The sequence below is a fragment of the Nocardiopsis sp. CNZ308 genome (assembly GCF_004217075.1).
Map to the genome: position 1 here is coordinate 6,666,799 of NZ_SHKJ01000001.1, position 24,362 is coordinate 6,691,160.

General features: G+C 67.9%; 16 protein-coding genes and 1 pseudogene. 9 read left to right on the forward strand and 8 right to left on the reverse strand.

Going from position 1 to position 24,362, the window contains the following annotated elements; all coding sequences use genetic code 11:
* The gene (locus EV372_RS28625) at window positions 1-2,118 is read left to right on the forward strand and encodes a UvrD-helicase domain-containing protein (RefSeq protein WP_130398640.1); all 2,118 of its coding nucleotides are present in this window, start codon (window positions 1-3) and stop codon (window positions 2,116-2,118) included.
* A 54-nt stretch (window positions 2,119-2,172) separates the two neighbouring features.
* Window positions 2,173-4,437 carry a DUF262 domain-containing protein gene (locus tag EV372_RS28630; RefSeq protein WP_130398641.1) on the forward strand — a complete coding sequence of 755 codons (2,265 nt, stop codon included), beginning with the start codon at window positions 2,173-2,175 and terminating at the stop codon, window positions 4,435-4,437.
* Window positions 4,438-4,770: 333 nt separating this feature from the next.
* Here EV372_RS28630 and EV372_RS28640 read toward each other — a convergent pair whose 3' ends face one another.
* Window positions 4,771-6,315 carry a DUF4241 domain-containing protein gene (locus EV372_RS28640; protein WP_130398642.1) on the reverse strand — a complete coding sequence of 515 codons (1,545 nt, stop codon included), beginning with the start codon at window positions 6,313-6,315 and terminating at the stop codon, window positions 4,771-4,773.
* 162 nt (window positions 6,316-6,477) lie between these two features.
* On the opposite strand from EV372_RS28640, the gene EV372_RS28645 reads away from it, so the two are divergent.
* Together EV372_RS28645 and EV372_RS28650 are read left to right on the forward strand one after the other, a co-directional pair.
* Window positions 6,478-7,347 (forward strand): alpha/beta fold hydrolase, encoded by an 870-nt coding sequence (locus EV372_RS28645; protein WP_130398643.1) that lies wholly within the window; start codon window positions 6,478-6,480, stop codon window positions 7,345-7,347.
* A gap of 215 nt (window positions 7,348-7,562) precedes the next feature.
* A complete protein-coding gene (locus EV372_RS28650; RefSeq protein WP_130398644.1) occupies window positions 7,563-8,048 on the forward strand; it encodes a hypothetical protein in 486 nt (161 codons plus the stop codon).
* A gap of 25 nt (window positions 8,049-8,073) precedes the next feature.
* Here the strand turns inward: EV372_RS28650 and EV372_RS28655 are convergent, their stop codons facing one another.
* The gene (locus EV372_RS28655; protein ID WP_130398645.1) at window positions 8,074-8,328 is read right to left on the reverse strand and encodes a hypothetical protein; all 255 of its coding nucleotides are present in this window, start codon (window positions 8,326-8,328) and stop codon (window positions 8,074-8,076) included.
* Between the two features lie 401 nt (window positions 8,329-8,729).
* Complete coding sequence (locus EV372_RS28660; protein WP_130398646.1) at window positions 8,730-9,719, reverse strand: bile acid:sodium symporter family protein; 990 nt, start codon at window positions 9,717-9,719, stop codon at window positions 8,730-8,732.
* Between the two features lie 225 nt (window positions 9,720-9,944).
* On the opposite strand from EV372_RS28660, the gene EV372_RS28665 reads away from it, so the two are divergent.
* Window positions 9,945-10,613, forward strand: coding sequence for a restriction endonuclease (locus EV372_RS28665; protein ID WP_130398647.1), 669 nt, complete (start codon window positions 9,945-9,947; stop codon window positions 10,611-10,613).
* 31 nt (window positions 10,614-10,644) lie between these two features.
* On the opposite strand, the gene EV372_RS28670 is transcribed toward EV372_RS28665, so the two are convergent.
* Complete coding sequence (locus EV372_RS28670) at window positions 10,645-11,427, reverse strand: DUF4253 domain-containing protein (RefSeq protein WP_130398648.1); 783 nt, start codon at window positions 11,425-11,427, stop codon at window positions 10,645-10,647.
* Between the two features lie 178 nt (window positions 11,428-11,605).
* Window positions 11,606-12,571, reverse strand: a complete 966-nt coding sequence (locus EV372_RS28675) for a TIGR03557 family F420-dependent LLM class oxidoreductase (protein ID WP_130398649.1) — start codon at window positions 12,569-12,571, stop codon at window positions 11,606-11,608.
* A gap of 533 nt (window positions 12,572-13,104) precedes the next feature.
* Between EV372_RS28675 and rox the strand changes: the two genes are divergently transcribed.
* The 4 genes and pseudogenes from rox to EV372_RS28695 all read left to right on the forward strand — a co-directional run bounded on the left by rox (window position 13,105) and on the right by EV372_RS28695 (window position 21,393).
* The gene (gene rox / locus EV372_RS28680; RefSeq protein ID WP_130398650.1) at window positions 13,105-14,559 is read left to right on the forward strand and encodes a rifampin monooxygenase; all 1,455 of its coding nucleotides are present in this window, start codon (window positions 13,105-13,107) and stop codon (window positions 14,557-14,559) included.
* Window positions 14,560-14,692: 133 nt separating this feature from the next.
* Window positions 14,693-15,136, forward strand: a pseudogene (locus tag EV372_RS28685) (ATP-binding cassette domain-containing protein); the annotation flags it as partial.
* 1,049 nt (window positions 15,137-16,185) lie between these two features.
* Window positions 16,186-16,812 carry a hypothetical protein gene (locus EV372_RS28690; RefSeq protein WP_130398651.1) on the forward strand — a complete coding sequence of 209 codons (627 nt, stop codon included), beginning with the start codon at window positions 16,186-16,188 and terminating at the stop codon, window positions 16,810-16,812.
* Between the two features lie 321 nt (window positions 16,813-17,133).
* Complete coding sequence (locus EV372_RS28695) at window positions 17,134-21,393, forward strand: hypothetical protein (protein ID WP_130398652.1); 4,260 nt, start codon at window positions 17,134-17,136, stop codon at window positions 21,391-21,393.
* A 132-nt stretch (window positions 21,394-21,525) separates the two neighbouring features.
* Here the strand turns inward: EV372_RS28695 and EV372_RS28700 are convergent, their stop codons facing one another.
* From EV372_RS28700 to EV372_RS28715, 3 genes are all read right to left on the reverse strand, one after another.
* Window positions 21,526-21,702, reverse strand: coding sequence for a DUF397 domain-containing protein (locus EV372_RS28700; protein ID WP_130398653.1), 177 nt, complete (start codon window positions 21,700-21,702; stop codon window positions 21,526-21,528).
* The gene (locus EV372_RS28705) at window positions 21,699-22,445 is read right to left on the reverse strand and encodes a Scr1 family TA system antitoxin-like transcriptional regulator (protein ID WP_130398654.1); all 747 of its coding nucleotides are present in this window, start codon (window positions 22,443-22,445) and stop codon (window positions 21,699-21,701) included. Before EV372_RS28705 ends, EV372_RS28700 begins: the two co-directional genes overlap by 4 nt.
* A gap of 1,187 nt (window positions 22,446-23,632) precedes the next feature.
* Window positions 23,633-24,208 (reverse strand): hypothetical protein, encoded by a 576-nt coding sequence (locus tag EV372_RS28715; protein ID WP_130398656.1) that lies wholly within the window; start codon window positions 24,206-24,208, stop codon window positions 23,633-23,635.
* Window positions 24,209-24,362 lie beyond the last annotated feature (154 nt).

Sequence of the window (24,362 nt, forward strand, 5' to 3'; positions counted from 1 at the left end):
GTGGCACAGCTCGCCGTCCACCGGGACTTCTTCCAGGAGTTCGCCAAACTGGAGAAGCCCGTCCAGGAACGGGTCACCGAGGTCTTCGCCAAGTTCGAGGAGGCCACCCACAGCGGTCTCCACCTGGAGAAGATCACCCGGGCACGCGACGACCGGTTCCGCACGATCCGCATCGACCAGTTCTGGCGCGGGGTGGTGCTGGCACCGGTGACAGGCGACACGTACACCCTGCTCAAGGTGCTGCCGCACGACAAGGCCTACGAGTGGGCCAGGACGCGCAGGGCGTCGGTCAACACGGCGACCGGCGGTATCGAACTGCGCGACGTGGAGGCGATCGACTCCAGCATCCCCTACCTGGAGAAGATGGCCCGCAAGACGCCGACCCGGCTGTTCGGCCACGTCGCGGACTCCGACCTGACACGGTTGGGGGTGGACGGGCAGACCCGGGACTTCGCGCGCACCCTGACCGACACCTTGCAACTGGAGGCGGCGCAGGGGCTGCTGCCGCCGGTGCAGTGGTCCGTGCTGTACGGACTGGCCGCCGGGATGAGCCCGGAGGAAGTCTGGGACGACATGGGCGCGGCGATCAGCGCCGAGCAGATCGACCCCGAGGACCTGGACGCCGCCGTTCGGCGCAGTTCTGACCGGGTGCTCCTGGTCAAGGGACCAGAGGAGCTGATGACCGCCCTGGCCCACCCCTTCGACCTGTGGCGGATCTACCTGCACCCGGTGCAGCGCGCGGTGGCGGAGGCCTCCTACCGTGGACCGGCCCGGGTCAGCGGCGGCCCGGGTACAGGCAAGACCGTGGTGGCGCTGCACCGCGCCCACCAACTGGCGCGACAGGACCAGGGACCGGTACTGCTGACCACGTTCACCTCGACCCTGGCCGAGGCACTGGAGCGCAACCTCGCCCTGCTCTCCGAGACCACCGGGAACCCGGGGACAGCTGATCGGGTGCGGGTGGAACACGTGGACCGGCTGGCCCACCGGGTGTTCCGGGAGGCGCACGGCAGGCCGAACCTGCTCGTCCCCGACCGGGAGCGGGAGCTGTGGCAGCGGATCTGTGCCGGGTTGGGCGTGGACCTGTCCCCCGCGTTCCTCGCCGAGGAGTGGCGTCAGGTGGTGCTGGCTCAGCGGGTGGAGTCGGCATCCGAGTACCTGGCTGTCAAGCGCACCGGACGCGGGCGCGGCCTCGCCCCCACGCAGAAGGCCCGGGTGTGGCAGGCGGTATGGGAGTTCCAGACTGAGCTGTCGGCACACGGGCTGTGGACGCACGAGACCGTGTGCGAGGAGGCGGCCCGACTGCTGGCCGAGCGCCCCGACACCGACAGGCCCTTCCGGCATGTGGTGGTGGACGAGGCCCAGGACCTGGGCGCCCACCAGTGGCGGCTGCTGCGGGCGGCTGTACCGCACGGCCCCGACGACCTGTTCGTCGCCGGGGACACCCACCAGAGCATCTACGGCCCCGGGATCACCCTGAGCGAGGTCGGGGTGAACGTGCGCGGCCGCTCCTCGAAGCTGCGGATCAACTACCGCACCACCGGCGAGATCCTCGGGTGGAGTCTGGGACTGATGCAAGGCCAGCCCGTGAACGACCTGGACGGGGGACCCGAGTCACTGACCGGTTGCCGCTCGGAGATGCACGGCGCGGAGCCGACGGCGAAGGGGTTCGCCAATCAGGAGGCGGAATCCGCGCACCTGAAGGAGACGGTCCGCGCCTGGCTCGACGCCGGGGTGCTGCCAGCCGAGATCGGAGTGGCGGCACGCTCCAACCGGGCCGCGGACCAGGCGCTGCTGGCCCTGGAGGAGGCCGGGATCCCAGCCGTTTCCCTGGCACGGGACCCGTCGGGGAACGGCGCAGGGGCCGCCGTCGGCACGATGCACCGCATGAAGGGGCTGGAGTTTCGCTGCCTGGCCGTGGTCGGCGCCGGGAGCAGCCAGCTGCCCGCCCCCCGAAGCGTCACACCCGAGGAGGAGGATCCCGGTGCGCACGTCCGGGATCTGCTGCGCGAACGCAGCCTGCTGTTCGTGGCGTGCACCCGAGCGCGCGAGCAGCTGAGCGTGAGCTGGCACCAGGAGCCCAGTCCGTTCCTGGAACCGCTGGTGAACCGGACCTGAGCGGCCCGTCGCTCACGCGTACGACGCCCCACCGAACGGAGGAAGTCCCCCACCATGGCGAAACTGTCCCAACTCCTCGACCAGGTCGACTCCGGCACGATCCTGCTCCCCGAGTTCCAGCGCGGCTACGTGTGGAACCGTGACCAGGTGCGCGGTCTGATGCGGTCGATGTACCTGTCCCACCCGGTCGGCAGCCTGCTCCTGTGGGAGACCTCCGACACCGGTGTCTCCGCCCGGGGCGGCGCCACCGGCAACGGCACCTACCTGATGCTGCTGGACGGCCAGCAGCGCATCACCTCGCTGTACGGGATCGTCAGGGGGCGCCCACCCGGTTTCTTCGACGGCGACGCCAAGGCGTTCACCGGCCTGTACTTCAACGTGGAGAGCGAGGAGTTCGCCTTCTACTCACGCAACCGGATGGCCGGGGACGCGCGGTGGGTGAACGTGACCGAGCTGTTCACGAAGGGGGCGATGCACTACATGCGCCCCCTTATGGACGCCTTCCCCGAACAGGCCGAGACCTTCCTGAACCGGCTGAACCGACTGCGCCAGATGACGGAGCGGGAGTTCCACCAGGAGAAGATCACCGGGGCGGACAAGGACGTCGAGGAGGTCGTCGGAATCTTCAACCGGGTCAACTCCGGCGGCACCAAGCTCTCCAAGGGTGACCTGGCGCTGGCCAAGGTGTGCGCCCAGTGGCCCGACGCGCGCAGGGTGATGCGCACGGCCATCGACCGCTGGCGCGAGCGCGGCTACACGTTCACACTGGACTGGCTGCTGCGGACCACCCTGGCGGTAGCCACGGGCAAGGCCCGGTTCGAGCAGATGTCCAAGGTGGGGGCCGAGGACTTCCGCGATGCGCTGGCGCGAACAGCCGACCACACCGACACGCTCCTGGAGGCGGTCTCGGGAAGGCTGGGCCTGGACCACGACCGCGTTCTGAAGAGCCACTCCTCGCTGATCGTCGCCGTGCGCCTGCTGGAGCTCAACGGCGGAGCGTTCGATGACCGGGCGCACCGCGACAAGGTCCTGTACTGGTACATGCACTCGGCGCTGTGGGGCCGCTACAACGGCCCCACCGAGAGCACCCTGCAACGGGACTTCGACACCGCGGAGCGCAGCGGGGTAGACGGGCTGATCGCGGCGCTGGAACGCTCCCGGAGCGGTTCCCTCAAGGTCCGGCCGCACGACTTCGAGGGGACGCAGGGGTCGCGGTTCTACCCGCTGCTGTACCTGCTGGTGAGGGCCAGGGGTTCCCGGGACCTGGGAACCGGCCAGGAACTGACCGCCGAGGCACTGGGCTCGCACAGTCATCTGCTGCGGCACACCCTCTTCCCGACCCCTCTGCTGCGCGGGCGCGACGCCAAGTCCGACGCGATCGCCAACTTCTGCTTCCTCACGGAGCGGAACGATCTGGAGGTCGGTCAGCGAGCGCCGGACGAGTACCTGGCCGAGGCCGAGGCAGCGCACCCCGGGGTGCTGGCCTCACAGTGGATCCCCGGGGACTCCGCGCTGTGGAGGCCGGAGCGCTACCGCGACTTCCTGGCCGCACGACGGGAGTTGCTGGCCGAGGCTGCGCAGTCCTTCCTGGAGGGGCTGCGGCAGGGAACCGCGCCTGAAGAGAAAGAACTGCGTCCGCTGACGGTGACGGCAGAGGAGGCTGCCGACCCGCGCAGCGCCCAGGTGCGTGCGCTGGTCGAGGAGATGCGTCAGACGGGATACGCCGAGCCGGATCTGGGCACGGCGATCAACGACCCGGAACGGGGCGGGGTGATCGCCGAGGCCGAGGCGTTCTGGCCGGACGGGCTCCAACACGGACTGGGCAAGCCGGTGGTGCTGGAACTGGATCCGGAACAGGCCGACCTGCCCAGGTTGCAGGAGTTGGGCTATGAGGTGTTCACATCCGTGGAGGCGTTGGCGGGGTTCGTCCGGCGACTGGGGCAGGACGCCGCGGGTGAGGCTTCGGCTGCCGAGCCGGTGGCGGAGGTCGGCGATCGGGAGGCCGACCCCGACGTGGCCGCCTTCGGCAGGGCGATGGTGGAGGGGTACGAGCGGGCCAAGGTGGAGGCGGGGTACACCGCCTCGTTCTTCCTGGGCATGCTCGCGGAACTGGGCCCTCTGGAGACGGCGCGCAAGCTGCTCAACGCCCCGGCTGTCTCGGACGGGTTCTCCAACCTGTGGGACCGGGGCCGCCTGGACCTGACGGTGGAGGCGTTGGTGCTGCGCCCGGAGTTCTCACCGCTGTTCACCGAGGAGGAGCTGGGCAGGGCGCGGAGCCGCCTGGGCCAGTTCGGCTACACGCTCCCGAGCACCGTCTGAATCGCTCGGGAACGGGTGTGCGCCGCGCGGAAGGGGCGGTGCCGGGTGGATCCGGCGCCGCCCCCGTGCGGGTCACAGGGCCCGCAGCACCACCAGGTCGCAGGTGATGGCCTCCTTGACGTGGTAGACGCTCTGCGGGGTGCTCTCCTCCAGGCACACGGCCCCGGCTTCCCGCAGTGCCCCAGCCCTGGCCTCGCACCCGGAGCCGGGCCGGGGACCGTGACCACGACCGGTGCGCCCGAGTGGGGCAGGTCGGCCTCGGTGAGGTCGCGGGAGACCGTACCGGGCGGGGCGCGCCCCTGTCAGCGCAGCTCCCCTCGGTACCGACGGAGCTCACGGCGTGGTGGGTTCCCCGTCCGTGACCGGCTCGGCGCCCTCCAGGACGAGCATGTCGACCACCAGGGAGCGGACCCGGCCGTCCTCGGTACGGCCGATCCAGACCGGGTAACTACCGTCTCCCCAGCCGCTCGGGACGACGGTCAGGTCGCCTCCGGTCTTCGGGTCGGGGAGCCGCCGGGACCACGGGCTGGTGTCCCGCGCCTGCTGGAGGGGATCGTCGAGCGCCGCGAGGTCGGGGTCGACGGTGTTGGCCACCGCGTGGGCCAGCCGGAGCAGGTTGTGGTTGCTCCGGTACTGGTCATAGCGCTCATCGCTGGGAGACAGGCCGATCGCCTCCATGAAGGCGTCGCGCACGTCGGGGTGGAACTCAGGCCGGGCGATCAGCGCACGGGCGGTGTCCTGCCATGTCCGCTCCCTGTCCCTGATCGCCTGGAGCTGCTCCTCGGGCAGCCCGTGGAAGACGCGCTCGTAGACGTGGAAGTCGTCGAAGAGATCGGCGAAGTAGGGCAGGCAGGCCGCGTCGGTGATACCGATCTGCCCGCCGTCCACGCCGACGCCGTAGAAGTGGTCCTCCTCCAGGTCGTGCGGGTCCTGCCCCGGGCGCAGGGCCATCTCCCAGGAGGCGACCGGGAGGGCTTCGAGGTTCCGGACGTCCACGCGCAGGGCCATGACGCACGAGGGCCTCTCGTCGCCGTCCTCCCCGAGGTGGAGCAGGGACAGGCGCATCGGGTGTTCCCCCGGCGGGAGGGGCGCGGTGAAGGCATCGGTGTCCTTGGCGAAGGCCAGGGAGCTGGGGTCGTAGACCATGACGCGCCCGGTGGGCAGGTTCACGGTGCCGATGTCGCGGACGCCCACCGTTCCCGTCCCGGGATACCAGGAGCTCGTGAACCGGCTTCCGGGACGGAAGAGGTCGTCGACGCGCCGGGGTGCGAGGGGACGCGGCGGTGTCCAGGGGGCCGCCACGGGAGCGCCGCCCGGTTCCACCGCGGCCTCGCTGAGCCGGAGTTCCCTCTCGGCGAGGACGGGGTGCGCCCGCAGGAGGGCGGCCCAGTCCCCGAACGGCGGGGCGGGCAGCGTGACCACGCGGGCCAGTTCCGGGTCCGGGGCGCGGTTGACCGACGTCAGGCCGCCGCCGTGCTGCGTCTGGTACCGGTAGAGGCCGCGCTCACGGTTGAGTGTCTCGACCCTGACGGTCCAGTCGTCGCGCCGGTCCGGCATCGCTCCCCGCGGGGGGTGGTTCCACTGGAAGCCGTGTGAGAGGAGGAGTTCTCCGCCTCCGTCCGCGCGGGTGTAGCGGTGGTGGGTGTGGCAGCGGCCCTCGGCGTCGAACAGCCAGATCCCGCAGTGCCGGTCGGCCCAGGAGATCTCCAGGAGGACGAGCGGTGCCGTGTCGGGGGTGCGGACCAGGACGGCGTACTGTTCACCGGCCCCGTCCCGGGCCCGTGCCGTCGCCGTGTCCAGGAGGCCGATGGGCGCGGCGGTGGTGGGATCCCAGCCCTCGCAGTAGACGACTTCGAGCGGGGTGGGGGTGGTGGGCATGGGGGTGTTCCTCGTGTTCGGGGGATGTGCGCGAAGAACGTAACGGACACGGGTGACCTTTTCTGTACACCTCAGCCGTGCCTGAACATGGACCGATGAGTTCTGTCACTCCGGATGGTCACTATGGGCAGGAGACGACAACGTTCCCGGAGAGGACGCCTGATGACGGAGACGAGGACCCGCACCCTGGACGTGCCGGGCGCCGTTCTGCGCTACGACGTTCGGAGCGGCTCGTCAGCCGGGCCGCCCGTCCTGCTGCTGATCGGCTCTCCGATGGACGCCAGCGGGTTCACCACCCTGGCCCGCCACTTCACCGACCGCACGGTCGTGACCTACGATCCCCGCGGGATCGGGCGCAGCGAGCGCGCCGACGGCGGAGCCGGGGGCACACCCGAGGAGCACGCGGACGACCTGCACCGGCTGGTCTCGGCCCTCGGCGCCGGACCGGTGGACCTCTTCGCCAGCAGCGGCGGCGCCGTCAACGCCCTGGCCCTGGTGGCCCGGCATCCGGAGCAGGTACGCACCCTCGTGGCGCACGAACCGCCCGCCGTCCAGGTGCTGCCGGACCGGGAACGGGCGCTGGCCGCGAGCGTGGACATCCGCCGAACGTACGAACGCGACGGCCTGGGCCCCGCGATGGCGAAGTTCCTCGCGCTCATCAACCACCAGGGGCCGCTTCCGGCCGACTTCACCGACCGTCTCGCTCCGAACCCCGCCGACTTCGGACTGCCCGCCGAGGACGACGGTTCCCGCGACGACCCGATGCTCGGGCAGCTCATCCCATGCACCCACTTCCAGCACGACGTCGACCGGCTGCGCGCGGCGTCGACGCGCATCGTCCTCGGCGCCGGGGCCGAAAGCGGGGGTGAGCTGTGCAACCGGGCGGCCGAGGCCGTGGCCGAGCGGCTCGGAACGGCGGTCGTCACCTTCCCCAGCCACCACGCCGGTTTCCTCGGCGGCGAGTTCGGCGTGAAGGGTGACCCCGACGCCTTCGCCGCCGTCCTGCGCCGCGTCCTGGCGGAGGGAGTCTGAGGCCCGGCGCCGGATCCGGTCCGGCGCGGGGCTGCGTCGGGCCGTGAGGCGTGGGCGTAGAAGCCCTGCGGCGCGGGCGAACCCGCTGCCCGCCCCGCGCGTCCGAAGGGATGGCCGTGTCCCTGCGGGGCGGAGGCGGCGGGGAGGGGCGCATGGGCTGGCGAAGGGCTTGGTCGGGAGACATCGGACTTCTGTCACCGGGGAAGGCGTTCGTCGTGTTCCTGGCCAGCGCGGCGCTGGCCTGCGCGTTGATCCCGGTGTCGGTGCGGTTCTCAGGCCATGAGCTGCGGGCTCTGGGAGCCGCCTACGGCTGGACCGGGCAGGAGGGCGTCCTTGAGGTCACCGAGTCGGTGCCCCTCTCGGATGGGGGCTCGCTGTGCCTGGGTGTCTTCCGTTCCGGGGACGACGGACCCGTGCGGACCGGTGTCCACCTGTACCTGTCGGGGCCCTGTGAGCCCGGCCGCCTGGAGTCGGCCCGCCTCGTCCCCGGCGAACCGTCCTGGATGGTGACCACGGAACCGGACCGCGCCTACGCGGACGCGGGGTTCGGGAGCGGTGTCACCACGTCGGTCCTCGGGTTCGTCCTCGTCAACCTCTTCTGCCTCGGTTTTGGTCTGGTGTTCGCCCAGGCCGCCTTGGGCCTGGGCACCGCGCTCCTGAGGAGGGCGTGGCTGCGCCGGGGCGCGGCCCCGGAACCGTGAGACCCCTGCGAAAGGGGCGCGTGCGTCAGTCGTAGGAGCAGCGGGGGTGCGGAACGATCCCGCGTTCGGGCCTGCGGGGGCGCGGGCAGCGGTCGCGCACGCGGTCGCGGAGGGCCCTGCGGCGCGGGTCGGCCTCCGCGGCGGGTGCGGTGACGGGCGTGGTGTGCGCGGGAGGGGCGCACGGCGCGAGGAGGACGTGGGGGTTTCCCAGCGCGGCGGTGAGGGCGAGTGCGAGGAGTCCGGAGCAGGGGCGCAGGAACCGACGGTGTCGCTCGGGCATGGGCACCAGCCTGGCAGCCGTCGCCTTGTGTGGTGGGGTGATCACGCAAGGAGAGGTGTCCGGTTCAGGCCAGGGACTGCGTGTGTGAACCGTGTTGTACCCGGGTAACCGGTTCGGTCGGTGAGGTGGGGACACGCGTTCCGGGGACGAACCCGGGCGCCGCCCGCCGCGTCCCGCAGCGTTCCCGCGCCCGGAGCGGGCCCGGGTGGCAAGGCCCCGGCCGGGGCTGGCGGCGACCCGTCCACCGGGACAGCGGCCCCGGCGCGAGGCGGCGTCCTCGGCCGGGGCGGGTGCGGACGGGGCGGGAACGGGCAGACCAGGGCTGGTGCGGACGGAGCGGCAACGGGCCGGGCGGGAACGGGCGGGGCGGCTTCCTCGGACGGACCGGACGGGGTGCGGGGTCAGGCCCCGGTCGGGCCCTCCGTGCCGCTCCCCGTCGGCGCGGAGGCCTCGGCCGGGACGTCCGCGGGCGGGCGGCGGGCCCAGTAGGTGGCCACGAGCGCGCCGGAGATGTTGTGCCAGACCGAGAACAGGGCGCCGGGCAGAGCGGCGAGCGGCGCGAAGTGGGCGGTCGCCAGGGCCGCGGCGAGACCGGAGTTCTGCATCCCCACCTCGACGCTGGCCGCGCGGCGGGCGGTCTCGGGCAGCCTGGTGACCACGCCGACCAGGTAGCCGAGCGCCAGGCCCAGGGAGTTGTGCAGCACCACGGCCAGGGCGACCAGGAGGCCGGAGGAGAGCACGGCGTCGGCGTTGGCGCCCACCACCGCGGCGACCACGACGACGATGCCGACGACGGACACCAGCGGCAGGACGGGCAGGACCCTCTCCACGAACCGGCGCGCGGCCATGCGCAGCAGCAGTCCGGCCAGGACCGGGACCAGGACGACCTGGAGGATGGAGACGAACAGGTCGCCTGCGGCGACGGGCAGGGTGGAACCGGCCAGGGCCAGGACCAGGAGCGGGGTCAGCAGCGGGGCGAGCAGGGTGGAGATCGAGGTCATCGCCACCGACAGGGCCACGTCGCCGCGGGCGAGGTAGACGATGACGTTGGAGGCGGTGCCGCCGGGGGCGGAGCCGACCAGGACCATGCCCACCACGAGCAGCGGCGGCAGGCCGAGGGCCTGGGCGATCCCCCAGCCCAGCAGAGGCATGACCGTGTACTGGGCCAGGACGCCGAGGACGACGGCCTTGGGATGTCTGGCCACGATCGCGAAGTCCACGGGGCGCATGGTGAGCCCCATGCCGAACATGATCACCCCGAGCAGCAGGGAGATGTAGGGGGCGAGGAGGGCGGCCTGCCCGGGGGCGGCCAGGCCCGCGATCCCTCCGGCGAGGACCAGCAGGGCGAACCACCTGCCGACGAAGTCGGCGACGCGCGTGAGAACTGACATCGAAGGACTACTTCCCGTGGGTACCCGGGGGCGGCGGAGCACCGCTCCCCGGACGGTCGCCGCCGCGAGGGTCGGCCGCCGCGCGGCCATGGTAGTCCCCGCGTTCGGCGCGAGCGGTGGTCAGGGCGGGTCCCGGACCGGAAACGGCTCCGCGCCGTGGCGTTCCCCACAGGGCACCGGCGCCGGGGCGGGTGACGAACCGCCCGGACGGGGAAGGGGCAGTCCATGACCGACATCTCCCCTGACGACGCGGCCGAGGACAGGACGTACCCCGACAGGACGTACCCCGGCGAGGGCCGGAGGGGCCCCCGGGAGTGGCGGTTCGTGTGGCGCCACCGGTACGCCCTCGTGCTGGGCCTGGTCGTGGCGTTGATGGTCGGCGCGTGGGTGGCCCAGAGTTCGGCGCGGCCGCTGCTGTGGGTCGTGGCGGCGCTGGGGGTGGCCGCCCTGCTGTGGTGGTGCCGCGTGCGGCTGCGCCTGGCCCGGGAGAAGTGGCGGGTGGCGCGGGTCGACCTGTCGGAGGTCGACCGGATGACCGGTGTGGAGTTCGAGGAGCACGTGGCGGGGCTGATGCGCACGCACGGCTACACCGCCGTGACGGTGGTCGGCGGGGCCGACGACGGAGGGGTGGACGTGCTGGGCCGGGCGCCGGACGGGCAGGCCGTGGTGGTGCAGTGCAAGCGGTGGAACAGCCCGGTGCCCCCGAACGAGGTCCGCGCCTTCCTCGGCGTCCTCGCCACCAGTTACGAGGGGTACCGGGGGGTGTTCGTGGCCTCGAACGGCTTCACCGAGGCCGCCGCCCGTGAGGGCGAGGGGTACATGACCCTGGTGGACCGGGAGCGGTTGGCGCGGTGGATGGGCGGTTCGGGCGCGCCCGAACCGCCTCCGGCGTGAGTGCCCCGTTCCCGGCGGCCGCGGTACCCGGTCAGTCCCACCAGAACTGCCAGACCGGGCGGTCGACGAGTATCTCGGCGTAGGCCCTCAGGTCGCGGTGGGAACCCTGCCAGAGGTTGTCCGGGCAGAACGCGAAGTGCTCGGCCGCCACGCGCAGGGCCTGCCCGCCGTCGGTCGGCGGGGCGCCGACCGCCAGGGTGAGGGTCGCGAACCCCATGCCCAGCACGCGCGCTCCGAAGCGGCGTTCCCAGTCGGCCACGACGGCCGCGAACACGGCGGTGTCGTTGTCGTAGTTGAGCGGCCCCGCCCATCCGGAGGCGGCGATGGCCTCGGCCCCCGAGGCCGCCGGAACCAGTCCGAGCCGCAGCCCCGGCACGTGTTCGACGAGGAGTTCGGCGCATTCGACGGCCGTCCGCTCGGGCGCTCCCTCGGGCACGTCCGCGGCGGGGGCCGGGCCGGGCCACGACGCCCCGTAGGGAGCGGTGGTCGATAGCGGGTCGGTGCTCGGGTCGGCCTCCTCGCCGGAGGCGTGCTGTCTCCACCACCGGGCGAGCAGTTCCGCCGGGTCGTGGTCTCCCGGTGAGGAGATCCAGCCGGGGAACAGCTCCTGGGACTCCCAGGGCCGCACCGGGTCCCCGTGCATCCCTTCCAGCAGCAGCGGCCACAGCCCGGAACGGTGGTGCTCGGCCAGGAGCTCGGACCACAGTCCGGCCGGTGCGGAGTCGTGGCTCAGCCACAGCAGCGGAGTGCCGTCCTCCGAGGACACCGTGTGTCCGGGCGGAAGCTGTGCGGAGAGCGCCTTCTGGGGATCCATGTCGCGATCGTAGGCGTCCCCGGTGACGGTTCGCGGCGGCGCGGGCGCGCCCGCGCCGTTGCCCGTCCTGGCGCGGCGGGCGTGACCGCTCCGGCTCCGGACGCGGCGGCGGCGCGCGGGCCGGTGCCGGACCGGACCGCGCCCGGTCCGGTCCGGTCGGTCGGTGCGTACGGGCCGGTCAGGTGGCGAGCGCCCGCAGGGGTCCGTCCAGTTCGCGCCGGTAGAAGTCGACGAACCCGTCCGGGTCGGGCCCGGCGTTCTGCATGACCAGGCGGTCGAAGCCCGCGTCGACGTACGCGCGGACGGCCTCGACGTAGCGTTCGGGGTCGGGCCCGCAGGCGAAGTGCCCCAGCACGTCCTCCTCCCGGACCGTGGTGGTGGCGGCCGCGAAGTTGACCGGGTTGGGCAGCTCGCTCATGACCTTCCAGCCGGTCAGGGCCCAGCGGGAGGTCTCCAGGGCCGCCCGTGCGGCGGTGTGCTCGTCCTCGGCCCAGGCCATGGGCACCTCGGCGTAGCGGGGGCCCTCTCCCCCGGCGTCGCGGTAGTCCCGCACGATCGCGGCCTTGGGCTCGGTGGCGAACAGCCCGTCGCCGAATTCGGCGGCGAGCCTGGCCGACTGCCCGCCGCTGGCGGCGACGGCGATCAGCGGCGCCTCCTCGGGCAGGTCGAACACCCGGGCGTCCTCCAGCCGCAGGTACTCGCCCTCGTAGGACTGGTAACCGCCGCCCCACAGGAGGCGGATGATCTCCAGGGCCTCGCGCAGCATGTGGTGGCGCACCTGGACGGAGTCGGGGAACTCCTGGCCGACGACGTGTTCGTTGAGCCGCTCCCCGGAGCCGACGCCGAGGACGAAGCGGCCCTTCGAGAGCAGGGCCAGGGTCGCGGCGGCCTGGGCGATGATCGCCGGGTGGTAGCGCACGGTCGGGCAGGTCACTCCGGTGGCCAGTCCGATCCGCTCGGTCCTGGTCGCGATGGCGCCGAGCACGGTCCAGGCGAAGGGTGAGTGGCCCTGGTTGTCCAGCCAGGGGTGGTAGTGGTCGCTGATCTCCACGAAGTCGAACCCGGCGCGCTCGGCCAGCTCCGCCTGCCGGACGAGTTCCTCCGGGCCGAAGGCCTCGGCCGCCAGTTTGTACCCGATCTGCATGCGTCTCCCCTGTTCGGTGGTGTCGGGCGCCGACCCGCGCGCACCGGAGGGGCCCGCCCCCGACCGGACCGGTGGGCCGCGGGCCCGGACACCATTCACTCAGGGCACCCATACAACTACCGTCCGGTGTCGCGAGAAGGTTGCGACACACCCGCCTCCGGGTCAGGGCCGCGCGACCGGAGACCCGAGCGGGGCACGGCGCGGAGCCGCCCGCGGAAAAGCAGTCAGGTGATCACGGAGAGCAACAGAGGGAGGAAAAACGTCTCCTGCCATTATCAATCTATAGCGCACCCCGGGGCTTGCGGCAAGACCCGGGTCGTGCCGCACAATTTCCCTTCGAAACCGGAATCCGCGTGAATTCGGGACGTGTGAAAAGCGTGTGCCGTCGTCGGCGCACCGATCACGTACCGACGTCCCAGCACTGGTGGGGACCGCGGTGCGCTCACAGGTGTCTGACGCGGGAACACGGACGTGCGCCCCGCGAAAACACGCGGAACGGCCGGTGGAGAGCGATCTCGTTGAACGGGGAATCCATGATTGACGTGACCGTGGTCGGCGGCGGACCGACCGGCCTGATGCTCGCCAGCGAGCTGCGGCTGCACGGTGTGCGCGTGGTCGTGCTGGAGAGGCTCACCGAGCCGACCCGGCAGGCCCGCGCCCAGGGTCTGCACACGCGCAGCGTGGAGGTGATGGACCAGCGCGGTCTGCTGGAGCGGTTCCTCGCGGTCGGGAAGAAGTTCCGGGTCGGCGGCATCTTCGGCGGCATCACCAAGCCGTGGCCCGACGGGCTGGACACGGCCCACCCGTACGGCCTGGCCATCGAGCAGCCGGTCACCGAACGCCTGCTCCACGAGCGCGCCCTCGAACTCGGCGCCGACGTCCGGCGCGGCCACGAGCTGGTCGGGTTGAGCCAGGACGAGGACGGGGTGAGCGTCGAACTGGCGGACGGCACGCGTCTGCGCTCGCGCTACCTCGTCGGCTGCGACGGCGCCCGCAGCACGGTGCGCAAGCTGCTCGGCGTCGGCTTCCCCGGCGAGCCCGCCAGGGTCGAGACGCTGCTGGGCGAGATGGAGGCGACCGAGGATCCGGAGTCGATCGCCGCCGTCGTCGCGCGGGTCCGCAGGACCCATCTGCGGTTCGGCCTCGCCCCGCTCACGGGCGGAGACGGGGACCGGAAGGGGGTGTACCGCGTCATCGTGCCCGCCGACGGGGTGGCCGAGGACCGCACGAGCGCGCCGACCCTGGAGGAGTTCAGGCGGCAGCTGCGGTCCCACGCGGGCACCGACTTCGGCGTGCACTCGCCGCGCTGGCTGTCCCGGTTCGGCGACGCCACCCGGTTGGCCGAGCGCTACCGGGTCGGCCGGGTGCTGCTGGCCGGGGACGCGGCGCACGTCCACCCGCCGACCGGCGGGCAGGGGCTCAACCTCGGTGTCCAGGACGCGTTCAACCTCGGTTGGAAGCTGGCCGCCGAGGTCGGGGGCTGGGCGCCGGAGGGGCTGCTGGACAGCTACCACGCCGAACGGCGCCCGGTGGCCGCCGCCGTGCTGGACAACACCCGCGCGCAGATGGTGCTGCTGGGCACCGAGCCGGGCGCGGTCGCGCTGCGGGGACTGCTGTCCAGGCTGATGGACTTCGAGGAGGCGAACCGGTACGTGACCGGGCTCGTCACCGCGACGGACCTGCGCTACGACCTCGGCGAGGGGCACGCGCTGCTCGGCAGGCGGATGCGCGACATCCCCCTGGCCCAGGGGCGCCTCTACGAGCTGACGCACGACGGACGCGGGCTGCTGCTCGACCGGACCGGTCGGCTCTCGGTGGCGGGCTGGGCGGACCGGGTCGACCACGTCGTCGATACCGGCGGGGCCGGCGAGGAGCTGGGCGCGCCCGCCGTGCTGCTGCGGCCGGACGGCCACGTGGCCTGGGCCGGCGGGGACCAGCGTGAGCTGCTCGACCGGCTGCCGAGGTGGTTCGGCGCCGCCGCGGGCTGAGCGCGCCTGCGGACCCCGTCAGCGCCCGCACCTGGGAAAACCGGTTGCGGGCGCGCGCCGCGCCGTGGAAACCTGCCGGGGCGCTCGCGGCGGTGACCGGGCGCCTACGGCGAAACCCCTGTGGAGAGCGGTCTTGGGCTACATCGACGTCAACCAGGTCAGCCACACCCTGCCCGACGGCAGGATCCTGCTGGACGCGGTGTCCTTCCGCGTGGGCGAGGGTTCCAAGGCGGCGCTGGTGGGCGCCAACGGCGCGGGCAAGAGCACCCTGCTGCGGATCGTGCGCGGCGAGCAGCGCCCCCAGGGCGGCGCGGTCACCCTGGACGGCGAACTCGGCGTGATGCCGCAGTTCATCGGGCACGTGCGCGACGAGACCACCGTCCACGAACTGCTGGTGTCGGTCTCCCCCGCCCCGGTGCGCGAGGCGCACGCGGACCTGGAGGCGGCCGAGGCGGCCATGATGGTCGACGACGGCGAGAGGACGCAGATGCGCTACGCCGCGGCCATCGCCCGCTACGGCGACGCGGGCGGCTACGACGCCGAGGTCGTGTGGGACCAGTGCTGTACGGCGGCGCTGGTACCACGAACCTCTGAACCCCTTACGGGACAGTCACTCTGAGAGGGTCACTACCGGTTCCTAAGTTCCTGGTACCAGGATATGCAGTGATAGTGAGTGTGTCCAGGTCACGAGGGTACCCACACCTAGGGTCCTGGGGCACTGATACCGAGAACCCCGCACCCATCGTTGGATGTTGATACAAAGATTGATACACAACACGAGACATCCGATGATTGTCTCTTGCTTCATCGGATCATCGAAGCTCTGAGATCAACGCTACGACACGAACGCAAGTGTCCGAAGCTTCGCATACATGTAGCGGTCACCGATCGCTTGCGAGGGCATCTGAGAGCGTCACAGGTGGCAGTGCGTCCGAAGCGGTGTCCCGGGGTCTGGTTTCCGGGGTCTCCGGGACGCTAGACCCCCTGGAAACAATGACGTTCGGTGCTGTTGCCGTGTCTGTTGCGTGGTCTGCGCGGAGAATTGCGCGATACCCGGTTCCACTGCCACAAATGCGTGGACACTCTGTCCAAGACACTAGTAGCCAATTCGCAGGCAGCGGAGACAGCTCTGACCCGTGGATTTTTTGCTCAGCATTTTTTGACACCTAAAGGGACCCCCTGTCCCACGGTCACGAGCTACAACCCCGAGTTTCAATGAAACCCTTTGTCAGGCGGCTTTGTCACTCTGTCCGAGGAATGTCCGAAAGGTGTGTTACAATCAGATAAAGGGGAAAGTCCCCTGGTTCAAAGGGGGCTTCGATGTCCGATTGGATTCCACTGTACCCACCGGTACGAAAGCGTTGTATGCGCATGGCGACCCTTTACGACACGGGTACCCCGGTCGCGGAGATCGCCGCTACCTTCCAGGTCTGCGAAAAGACGGTATACCGTTCGATCGCTGCTGGGCGACGGCTGAACGAGGCAATGGCGCGCGCGGAACGAGAACTCTCGTGGAGCGCGTAACCTCCGAACAACTCCGAAGGATTATCGAACTGCTCCGAGTAGATCCGATGATCACACCGGAGCAGGCACGAGAGATGGTCACAGCGACCGAGGAGAGTAACCATGGCAGTTGATAACCCACACGAGTCACCGAAGGGTCGTTCCTTTCTCGACGATTACCAGGCGCTGGGTGACGAACCCAAAAAGGACGACACCACAGACAGGCTGATGCAGCAGCTTCGCAACCAGAAGAAGGGTCTCCGTCACCCGACCCAGCAGCAGCTTTACGACAAGTACCTCAAGAGTGTCGAACGCGAAAAGGACGACGACCGCTGGGAACGTCAGCGTGCACTACAGTTGATCGCTCAGTATCCGTTTCCCGAGCAGAGCGACATCAACGCCGCAAAGGCACAGGCGAAGCGGGAACGCCAGCACATGGTGAAGCTCCGCCGCGAAGACGCGCGTGTCAAAGCAGAGGAAGCCGCTGTTCACGCTGTGTCTATCGGAAACACCCCCGGATACAAGCTCCGGCGTCTGTTGGAGTCAGTTCGCGCAAAGGGCACCTACGACGCCAAGGATGTCATTCTGTGGCAGAACCTCCAGCGCACTATCGAGAGTTCCCACGACGTCCAGGTTCCGACTCTTGACGAGATCCTCAAGAATCGTGATTACCGGGAAAACCCCATGAGGGACGTATGGGAAACCAACTCAGCGGGTGACCCCATCCCCGGACGCGAGCAAGAGCAGTAATTCCCCTACGGAGTGGATTCTCCGTCATAGTCTTCGGTCTCAGAGATTCTTCTCCAGTCCTCGTATCTCACGAGACCATTCCCAAGCTCCCCACGGATGTGGGTTGAGCTGACAAAAGGGGCGGTTGGGGCATAGCTAGCACACCCCCGTCCCGGGAACTCGGCGTAGCTTACCGAGGTCACCGAAATCGACCCCGGTACCGGAGCTGTCACCGGTACCGGGGTCACCCTCTCCGTTGAGCGGACGCTCCGGAACCCTTTTCAGTGCGTGGTGGATTCCCGTGCTCACGAGCCGGAATCCACTAATGCATTGGGAGGAACCGTGGCGGGATTCAAGATCGCTTCGGGTTACGTCGAAGTCGAAGTCCTCTACGACCAGAGGAAGCTGAGAAAAGAAGCAGACCGCGCCGGTAAGGACGCCGGTTCGAGGTTCTCGTCTGCGTTCTCCAGAGAAACCCGGAACGTCCTTTCTGGGTTCGGAAAGAACACCGGCACCTTCACCAAGATAGGTGACGCCGCCGGAAAGTCCTTCGCGGACTCGTTCGGTAAGAGCTTCCAGAAGACGCTACCGACATACCTCAAGACCGACGTCGTCACCAAGTCGCTCTCGAAAGACATCGACAAGACCGGAACCGACCTTGGTCGCCGGTTCGCGGAGTCCTTCGGTCGTGGTTTCTCGCAGTCGATGCCGAAGCTCACGGTTTCCGGTTCGGGTTTCTCCGAGTCGGGTGCCGCCGCTGGTCGGGCGTATTCCGCTGGGTTCCAACGCGGCATTGACGATAACCGGACGATGTTCTCCGGAGTCGAGCGCGAGGGACGCCGGTCCACGGGAATCCTCGGCGGCCTCGCACGCGCGGGAGCCGGAATCTTCACCAAGTCCTTCGGTGAGGTAATGGAGACCGGTACCCGAACCGCAATGGGTTCGTTCAAACGCGTGATGTCCAAGCAGGTCGGTCTCACCGTTGGAATGGTCGTCGCGGCGGTCGGAGCGATCGCCGTTGCGATGCCCGCTATCGGAGCTGGCATCGCCGGAGCGCTCACCATCGGCTTCGCATCCGGCATCGGTGTCCTCGGTGTTCTCGCGTGGGCGGAATCCGCGAAGGTCAAGGGTGCCTTCCGTGACATGTCGAACTTCATCGTCTCGGACTTCAAACGCGTCTCCGCTCCCATGGAGTCGGTACTCACCGACCTAGCAGGGGATATCCGAACGACCTACGAGTCACTGTCCCCGAGTCTGTCGACGTTCTTCGCGACCGCCGCTCCGTCGTTCAAATCGTTCCAGCGTGACATTCTCCAGGGGTTCTCCGAGTGGGGTCCCGCTATCGAGGGTGCCGGGTCTGCGTTCTCGTCTCTGTCGGTCCATATGGGTCCGATGCTTCAGGAGAAGATCGGTGAACTCGGTGGCGCTTTCGAGCGGATGTTCGCTGCTGTCGAGAGGAATCCCGAAGCGGTCACCGCTGTCTTCGCCGGAATCATGAACCTCATTATCGGGGTCATCAACGTCGTCACGTGGTTGACGAATACCTGGGGCAAGATGGTCGAAGCCTGGAACAACGACACGGGTCAGATTCGAACGATCCTGACGTTCCTCGGATCTTTCATCTCCGCGTTCTTCCAGACGTTCACGAAGTCTCTCGGATTCGTGATTCAGTTCCTCGGCGCTTTCTTCGCGACCTTCGGTCAGACGTTTACCCACGTCGGCAACTTCATTGACCGCGTCGTCGGTGGAATCGGTACGACGTTCGTCACGGTGAAGAACACCATTGTCTCTGCTTTCGGTACCGCGATTACCTGGGTCCAAACCACCGTTGGTTCCTGGGTCGGGTGGATTCAAGCTCGGTTCTCCGGATTCGTCGCCGGTGCCGTCGCCATCTGGAACAACTTCAATATCGGTCTGCGCTTCATCGTGGGTTCCGTGGTGGGTTGGGTCCGGAACACCTTCAGTTCGTGGGTTGGGTGGATATACGCGAAGTTCAACGCACTCCGAACCAATGCGTCGAACATCTGGAACGGATTCACCTCGGGAATCCGGAACATCGTCGGTGCGGTCGTCTCTTGGGTCCGAAACACCTTCTCCAGTTGGGTCGGTTGGATCTATGCACGCTTCAATGCACTGAAGACCAACGCGTCCAACATTTGGAACTCCTTCACCGCTGGCATCCGCAACATCGTTGGTGCGGTGGTCAACTGGGTCCGCAATACATTTAGCTCCTGGGTCGGGTGGATCTACGCGAAGTTCAACGCTCTCCGAACCAATGCCGTCAACATCTGGAACGCATTCCGGAACGGTATTTCGAACGTCGTCCGGAACGTCGTCAACTGGGTCAGGAATACATTCTCCGGATGGGTTGCGTGGATCTATAACAAGTTCAACGCGCTTCGGTACAACGCAGAGAAAATCTGGTGGCAGTTCCGACACGGCATCGCCCGCGTCGTTTCCGCAGTCGTCAACTGGGTTCGTAACACATTCTCCGGATGGGTTGCGTGGATCTACGCGAAGTTCAACGCTCTCAAGGCGAACGCGGTCAACATCTGGAACGCCCTCCGAAACGGCATCGCGAACATTGTCCGAGGCGTCGTCAATTGGGTCCGGAACACCATCGCTGGGTGGGTCGGGTGGATTCAGTCCAGGTTCGGTCACCTCCGCGTCGCTGCCCTGAACATCTGGAACCGGATCAAGGACGGGATCGTTTCCCGAGTCCGGGACTTCCGGAACAAAGCGATGAGCGTCGTAAACAACTTCAAGGACAAGTTCATCGACGCGTTCGACCGCGCGAAAAAGGGTTTCGAACGGGTCTGGAACAAAGTGATGGACGTCGCGAAGACGCCCGTCAAGTTCATGATCAACACCGTTTATAACGACGGAATCCGAGTTCTCTGGTCGAAGATCGCGGATCACGTTCCGGGTCTCGGTTATCTCAAGCGGGTTAACCTTCCGAAGGGATTCGCGCGAGGCGGTATCCTTCCTGGTCAGTCGTCCTATCGTGACGGTGACGACCAACTCGTTCCGATGCGTCGCGGTGAGGGCGTATACGTCAGCGAAGCGATGCGCGACCCCTACGAGCGGCGACGCCTGCACGCGGTGAACCAGGCCGCCATGAAGGGTCGTCCCCTTTCGAGGTTCCGCGACGGGTTCGCTGCGGGTGGTGTCGCCAGCTCTGGAGACGTCTCCGCGAACATCCGCAAGGGTAACTACGGTGAGGGAATCCCCGTCGAGGGATTCACCCTCGGCGGAATCGTAGGCGACTGGGCACGGAATACCTTCGCCAGCGTCAAGGAGTTCACCGAGGACAAGCTTGGTGACATCGTCGGGTGGGCGAAGAAACCGTTTACGGACGCCTTCAATTCCCTCCGTGGCGGCGAGTCCGGCGGTTCCACCAAGAAGACGTTCCCCGGTGTTCCGTACCACGCGGGTCAGCGTCTGTGGGAGAAAATGAAGTCGTTGTTCCAGTCGAAGGATGACGAGCACAATGCGTCCGGTTCGAACTGGTCGGGCGCGACCGGAACCCTAAAGGCAGCGGTCGACTGGGCGAAGTCCCAGCACGGCAAGAAATACCAGTGGGGCGGTAACGGCAACCCCTCCTGGGACTGTTCGGGTTACCTCTCCGCGATCGAATCCGTCATCCGAGGACAGAAGCCGCACCGTCGCTGGTCGACGCATGCTTTCGGGTCGCGCGGACCCTCGGGATGGGAACGCGATCTCGACTCGCCGTTCATGGTGGGTATCACCCATCGCGGGGTCGGTCACACTGCGGGAACCCTAATGGGAAACAAAGTCGAATCCGCCGGTGGTGGAAAGGGCGTCCGGTTCAATCGCGGCGCTCTGGGTCACGACTCCGGGAAGTTCCAAGCTCGGTACGGGTTCCACCCCGCGATCTCGAAAGCAAAACGTTCGGGTGGCGGCGGTTCCGGTAATACCATGATGACCTCATTCTGGGACTCTCATACGCCGATGGCGAACGGTAAGCGGATGCACGCGAACGCTATCGCGTCGTCTGTCATTCCCCTCGGGACGAAACTCCAAGTCAAGGTCGGAGGTAAGACCGCGACCGGTTCCGTGGACGACCTCGGTCCCGCTTCGTTCGTGTATCGGAGGCATCACCCGAAGGCGCTTCTGGACCTCGCAGAACCCATGATGAACAAGCTCACCGGTCGTCGTTCGAATACTGTGAACGGCAGCTTCAACGTCTTGAAGCGCGGTTCCGGTCGAACCCTCTTCGGGTATACAAACTGGAATGGTAAGTACTCCCCGGGTCGCTCGACTCGGGGGTTCACCACTGGCGGTGTCGTCGGGGGGACCTCGCTGGGAATGGGCAGCCACGACGTGGGCGGCCTGCTACCGGACCGCCACGTCGCTCACAACCGTTCCGGTGAAGCCGAAATGGTCGCGACTCTCGATCAGCTCCGGTCGATTGTCGCGGCGCAGCAGAACGCTGGTGACACCATTAACTTCTACGGTGATCTCACCATCGACTGTAAGGACCTTGACGACATGCGAGGCGTCGTGAAGATGGTCAAGGGTCTCCGTCAGTCTGCGCGAGCCAACGGCGGCAACGTCCGCTTCGAGACGCGACGGAGCTAGCAATTAGACGCAATTCACGGCAACTAAAGGACCCCGTGGCGGCATCCGCCACGGGGTCCTCGTCTTGCGTCCAGGGGTAGGGACTACCCCGGGGAAGTGCTCCCGACGCCGGAGCGTTGATCTGAGGAGCGTCTAGAGGGTGTTCCGCGCTGCGCGGAGGACAGCGACGAACTCAGACGCGGGGAGGGACAGGGTTCCCTTGTCCCGGTTCTGGGTGTCGCGCAGCTCCGCGACGCGGTCCACGGTCCTCGCCTCAACGCAGTTGGACGACGAACCGGAGTACGTCGACTTGGTCCACTGGTCGTTCAACTGGTCAACTCCCGTAGCGCTTCCTTGCTGTTCTGTGCTGGCAACGCTAGCGCAAGAGCGTCCCGCAGCAGGTCCCGGACCCGGGGTAGGACACCGTCACCATAGACCGCGTCGTCTTCGAGGTGATCGGACGCGGCGACCTCCCGACCGTCGCGCAACCGGTAGAGACTGAACGGTCCGGGGACGCCCAGGAGCACGCTCCGTTCCGGCAGGACGTAGAACGTGACCCGGTCGGGGAGGTTCAGAAGGTGTTCGACCTGTGCGGCCCGGACCGGCTCCGACACCGCCAGAAGCGCTGTCAGAGGGAACACAGCGGACACCGTCGCGGAGATCTCCCCCAACCGCTCGGAACGCAAGCGCGCGAGGTGTTCGACGTCCTGGACCTTCCTGCCGCTCCGGTAGACCTCCGCCGCGTACTCCGGACACCAGAGCAACCCCGGTAGAGCGACCGCCGTCACAAGGTCGATCCGGACCGCTTCGGACTCCAGAGCGGCGACGCTCCGAAGGAAGGGTGGCAGGTCCTCGGTGACGGTCCGCTCCCAGACCTCTAACAGCGCTCCGTTCGCGGCGAGAGCGGTGTCCAGCGCGGTGACGGCGCTCCGGGACGGACGGGTCTTCCCCCCGACGTACCGGGACAACGACGCGGGTGAGACGCGTGCTCTCGCCGCCAGCGCCCGCTGAGTGAGTCCGGAGACTTCGAGGTACCGGGAAAGCATGTCGGGGAACGCGGAGGGGGTCGTCATGGGACGGTTGTACACGCTGTTGCACTGCGGTGTCCCGGGGTTGCTGGAATCCGTCACGGTGTGGCGCAACCCCGCACGTCACGGGACCGTGGACGCATGGAACAGAGAGAACGAAGCAGCGACCCGTACCTCACAGCGCGCGACGCGTTCATGACGCAGCGTGGTCTTGCGTTCACGTGTGAGTGGAGGCGCTTCCCGTGGACGCGCGGTGCGGACGTTGAGCGCGCCATAGTCGGACCCCCTTACTTGGGGAACGTCTGTATCGGACTCCGCGACGGTTCGGTGTGGTCGTGGGAGGATCCGCGCGGAGGGTACCGAGTGGTCCCCAGGGACGATCTAGCAGGGTTGGTCGAACAGGTGATCGAAACCCGCGCGGGTTACACGCCGCCGCTTCCCCGTCGCGGGTGAGCGATAAGCGAACCGTTGTTCGCTATCCGAACGCATGGTGTCCCACGCCACAAAGGTCAACCTAACCCGGCATCCGCTTCGGAGGAATCCGAACCACAACATGTAGGGGGTGGTGGTGTATCAACAGGTATCAGGGGGTACTCTCCCCCTCCGTACATGGAGTTTTTTCACCTTCTGTCGTTGCAGAAAAACGCTATAGAAGAGGGGGAGACCACCCCCTCCAAACCCCCCGATACACCATCTCCGCTATTCGTCGCTGTAGTGGCTTCTCCCGGACGCGACCCCCGTTTGACTAGGGTCGTATGGGTTCACGACTCCCGACGCCGCAGCGGGCATCTGAGGGACGGATAGACGGTGTTGTGTCCGGAGCTGTGACGGACGGTTCAGCGGTCGGCTTCCGGGGGTGACGCAAGGTGGGGTATCAGGGGGGTCTCCGCCGCTCCGCTCTATAGAGATTTCTTGTGTGTCTTTTCGTCATGTCAAAGAGTAACACAGAAAATCTCTATATAAAGGGAGGAAGCCGAACCCCCCTGACACCCCACCCCAGACACTTCCCGGGTGCCGGATATCCGACGCAGCAAGGGATGTCGCGGTTCAGACACCCGTATTCCCCGGGGGTCCCGAGAGGTATCAACCCCACCGACTCGACACCGCCGACCCCTCCGGCGTCGTCTCCGAAGGGTCGGTTTACGGACGACGTGTAGTAGATTTCCACCACATACCCCCTCGAAGCACACGAAGAAGGACCCGCTTCGGCGGGTCCTTCGAGGTGGATAGGGTCACTTCCGGCGGTCGCTTGCTGCGCGTGCCAGGCACGACTTACAGGTCCCCTTAACGTAGGTCTTGCCACTCTTGGTGTACTTACCGAACTCCCCGAGTGTCTTGTCATGTCCGCAGTCGCCGCAGAACTTCGAATCACCGCGCTTCAAAGACTCCAGGCGTAGGAACAAGTCCACCCGCGCCTGTCGCTCCTCCGAGTGAAGTCGTCTCGCCTCCACGAGTTCGGTCGTTAGTCGCCGGTTCTCCCACCCCAGCACCCGGTTCTCTTCCCGGAGCTTCGCGAGTTCGTCACGCTGCTTCTGTCCGCGTTCCCGGGAACGTCGGTTGCGCTCCTCGCGATTCTCTTCGTGATGCTTCGCAGACGCCTCGCGGTGGCAGTCACGGCACCAATCGCCGTCGCACCGGAAGTTCTGCTCTCCGAGCGTCTTGTCACATCCGGGACACACCTGGTCGACACCGGTTGCTTCTCGACACTCCGCGCAGCGCCGATCGAACCGGTAACGGTAATCCGTCGCCACGTCTTTGTCCGTCGCGCACTCCGGACACTCCCGGGTCGTCGCGTCCGGGTCGATCATGACAAACCCGCCTCCTCCACCAACTCCCGGAGACGACGGAGTTCGTCCCGCTGCTGCCGTCCATGTTCCCGAGAGCGAGTGTTTCGCTTCTCCCGGTTCTTCCGGTGGTACGCCCTCTGGTATTCCCGGTTGCAGGTGCGGCAGTATCCGCCCT

What these genes read in the sequence shown, in the direction of transcription:
- EV372_RS28630 (WP_130398641.1), top strand. Translation starts at nt 2,173, where the DNA reads ATGGCGAAACTGTCCCAACTCCTCGACCAGGTCGACTCCGGCACGATC.
- EV372_RS28640 (WP_130398642.1), bottom strand. Translation starts at nt 6,315, where the DNA reads ATGCCCACCACCCCCACCCCGCTCGAAGTCGTCTACTGCGAGGGCTGG.
- EV372_RS28645 (WP_130398643.1), top strand. Translation starts at nt 6,478, where the DNA reads ATGACGGAGACGAGGACCCGCACCCTGGACGTGCCGGGCGCCGTTCTG.
- EV372_RS28655 (WP_130398645.1), bottom strand. Translation starts at nt 8,328, where the DNA reads ATGCCCGAGCGACACCGTCGGTTCCTGCGCCCCTGCTCCGGACTCCTC.
- EV372_RS28660 (WP_130398646.1), bottom strand. Translation starts at nt 9,719, where the DNA reads ATGTCAGTTCTCACGCGCGTCGCCGACTTCGTCGGCAGGTGGTTCGCC.
- EV372_RS28665 (WP_130398647.1), top strand. Translation starts at nt 9,945, where the DNA reads ATGACCGACATCTCCCCTGACGACGCGGCCGAGGACAGGACGTACCCC.
- EV372_RS28670 (WP_130398648.1), bottom strand. Translation starts at nt 11,427, where the DNA reads ATGGATCCCCAGAAGGCGCTCTCCGCACAGCTTCCGCCCGGACACACG.
- EV372_RS28675 (WP_130398649.1), bottom strand. Translation starts at nt 12,571, where the DNA reads ATGCAGATCGGGTACAAACTGGCGGCCGAGGCCTTCGGCCCGGAGGAA.
- rox (WP_130398650.1), top strand. Translation starts at nt 13,105, where the DNA reads ATGATTGACGTGACCGTGGTCGGCGGCGGACCGACCGGCCTGATGCTC.
- EV372_RS28690 (WP_130398651.1), top strand. Translation starts at nt 16,186, where the DNA reads ATGGCAGTTGATAACCCACACGAGTCACCGAAGGGTCGTTCCTTTCTC.
- EV372_RS28705 (WP_130398654.1), bottom strand. Translation starts at nt 22,445, where the DNA reads ATGACGACCCCCTCCGCGTTCCCCGACATGCTTTCCCGGTACCTCGAA.
- EV372_RS28715 (WP_130398656.1), bottom strand. Translation starts at nt 24,208, where the DNA reads ATGATCGACCCGGACGCGACGACCCGGGAGTGTCCGGAGTGCGCGACG.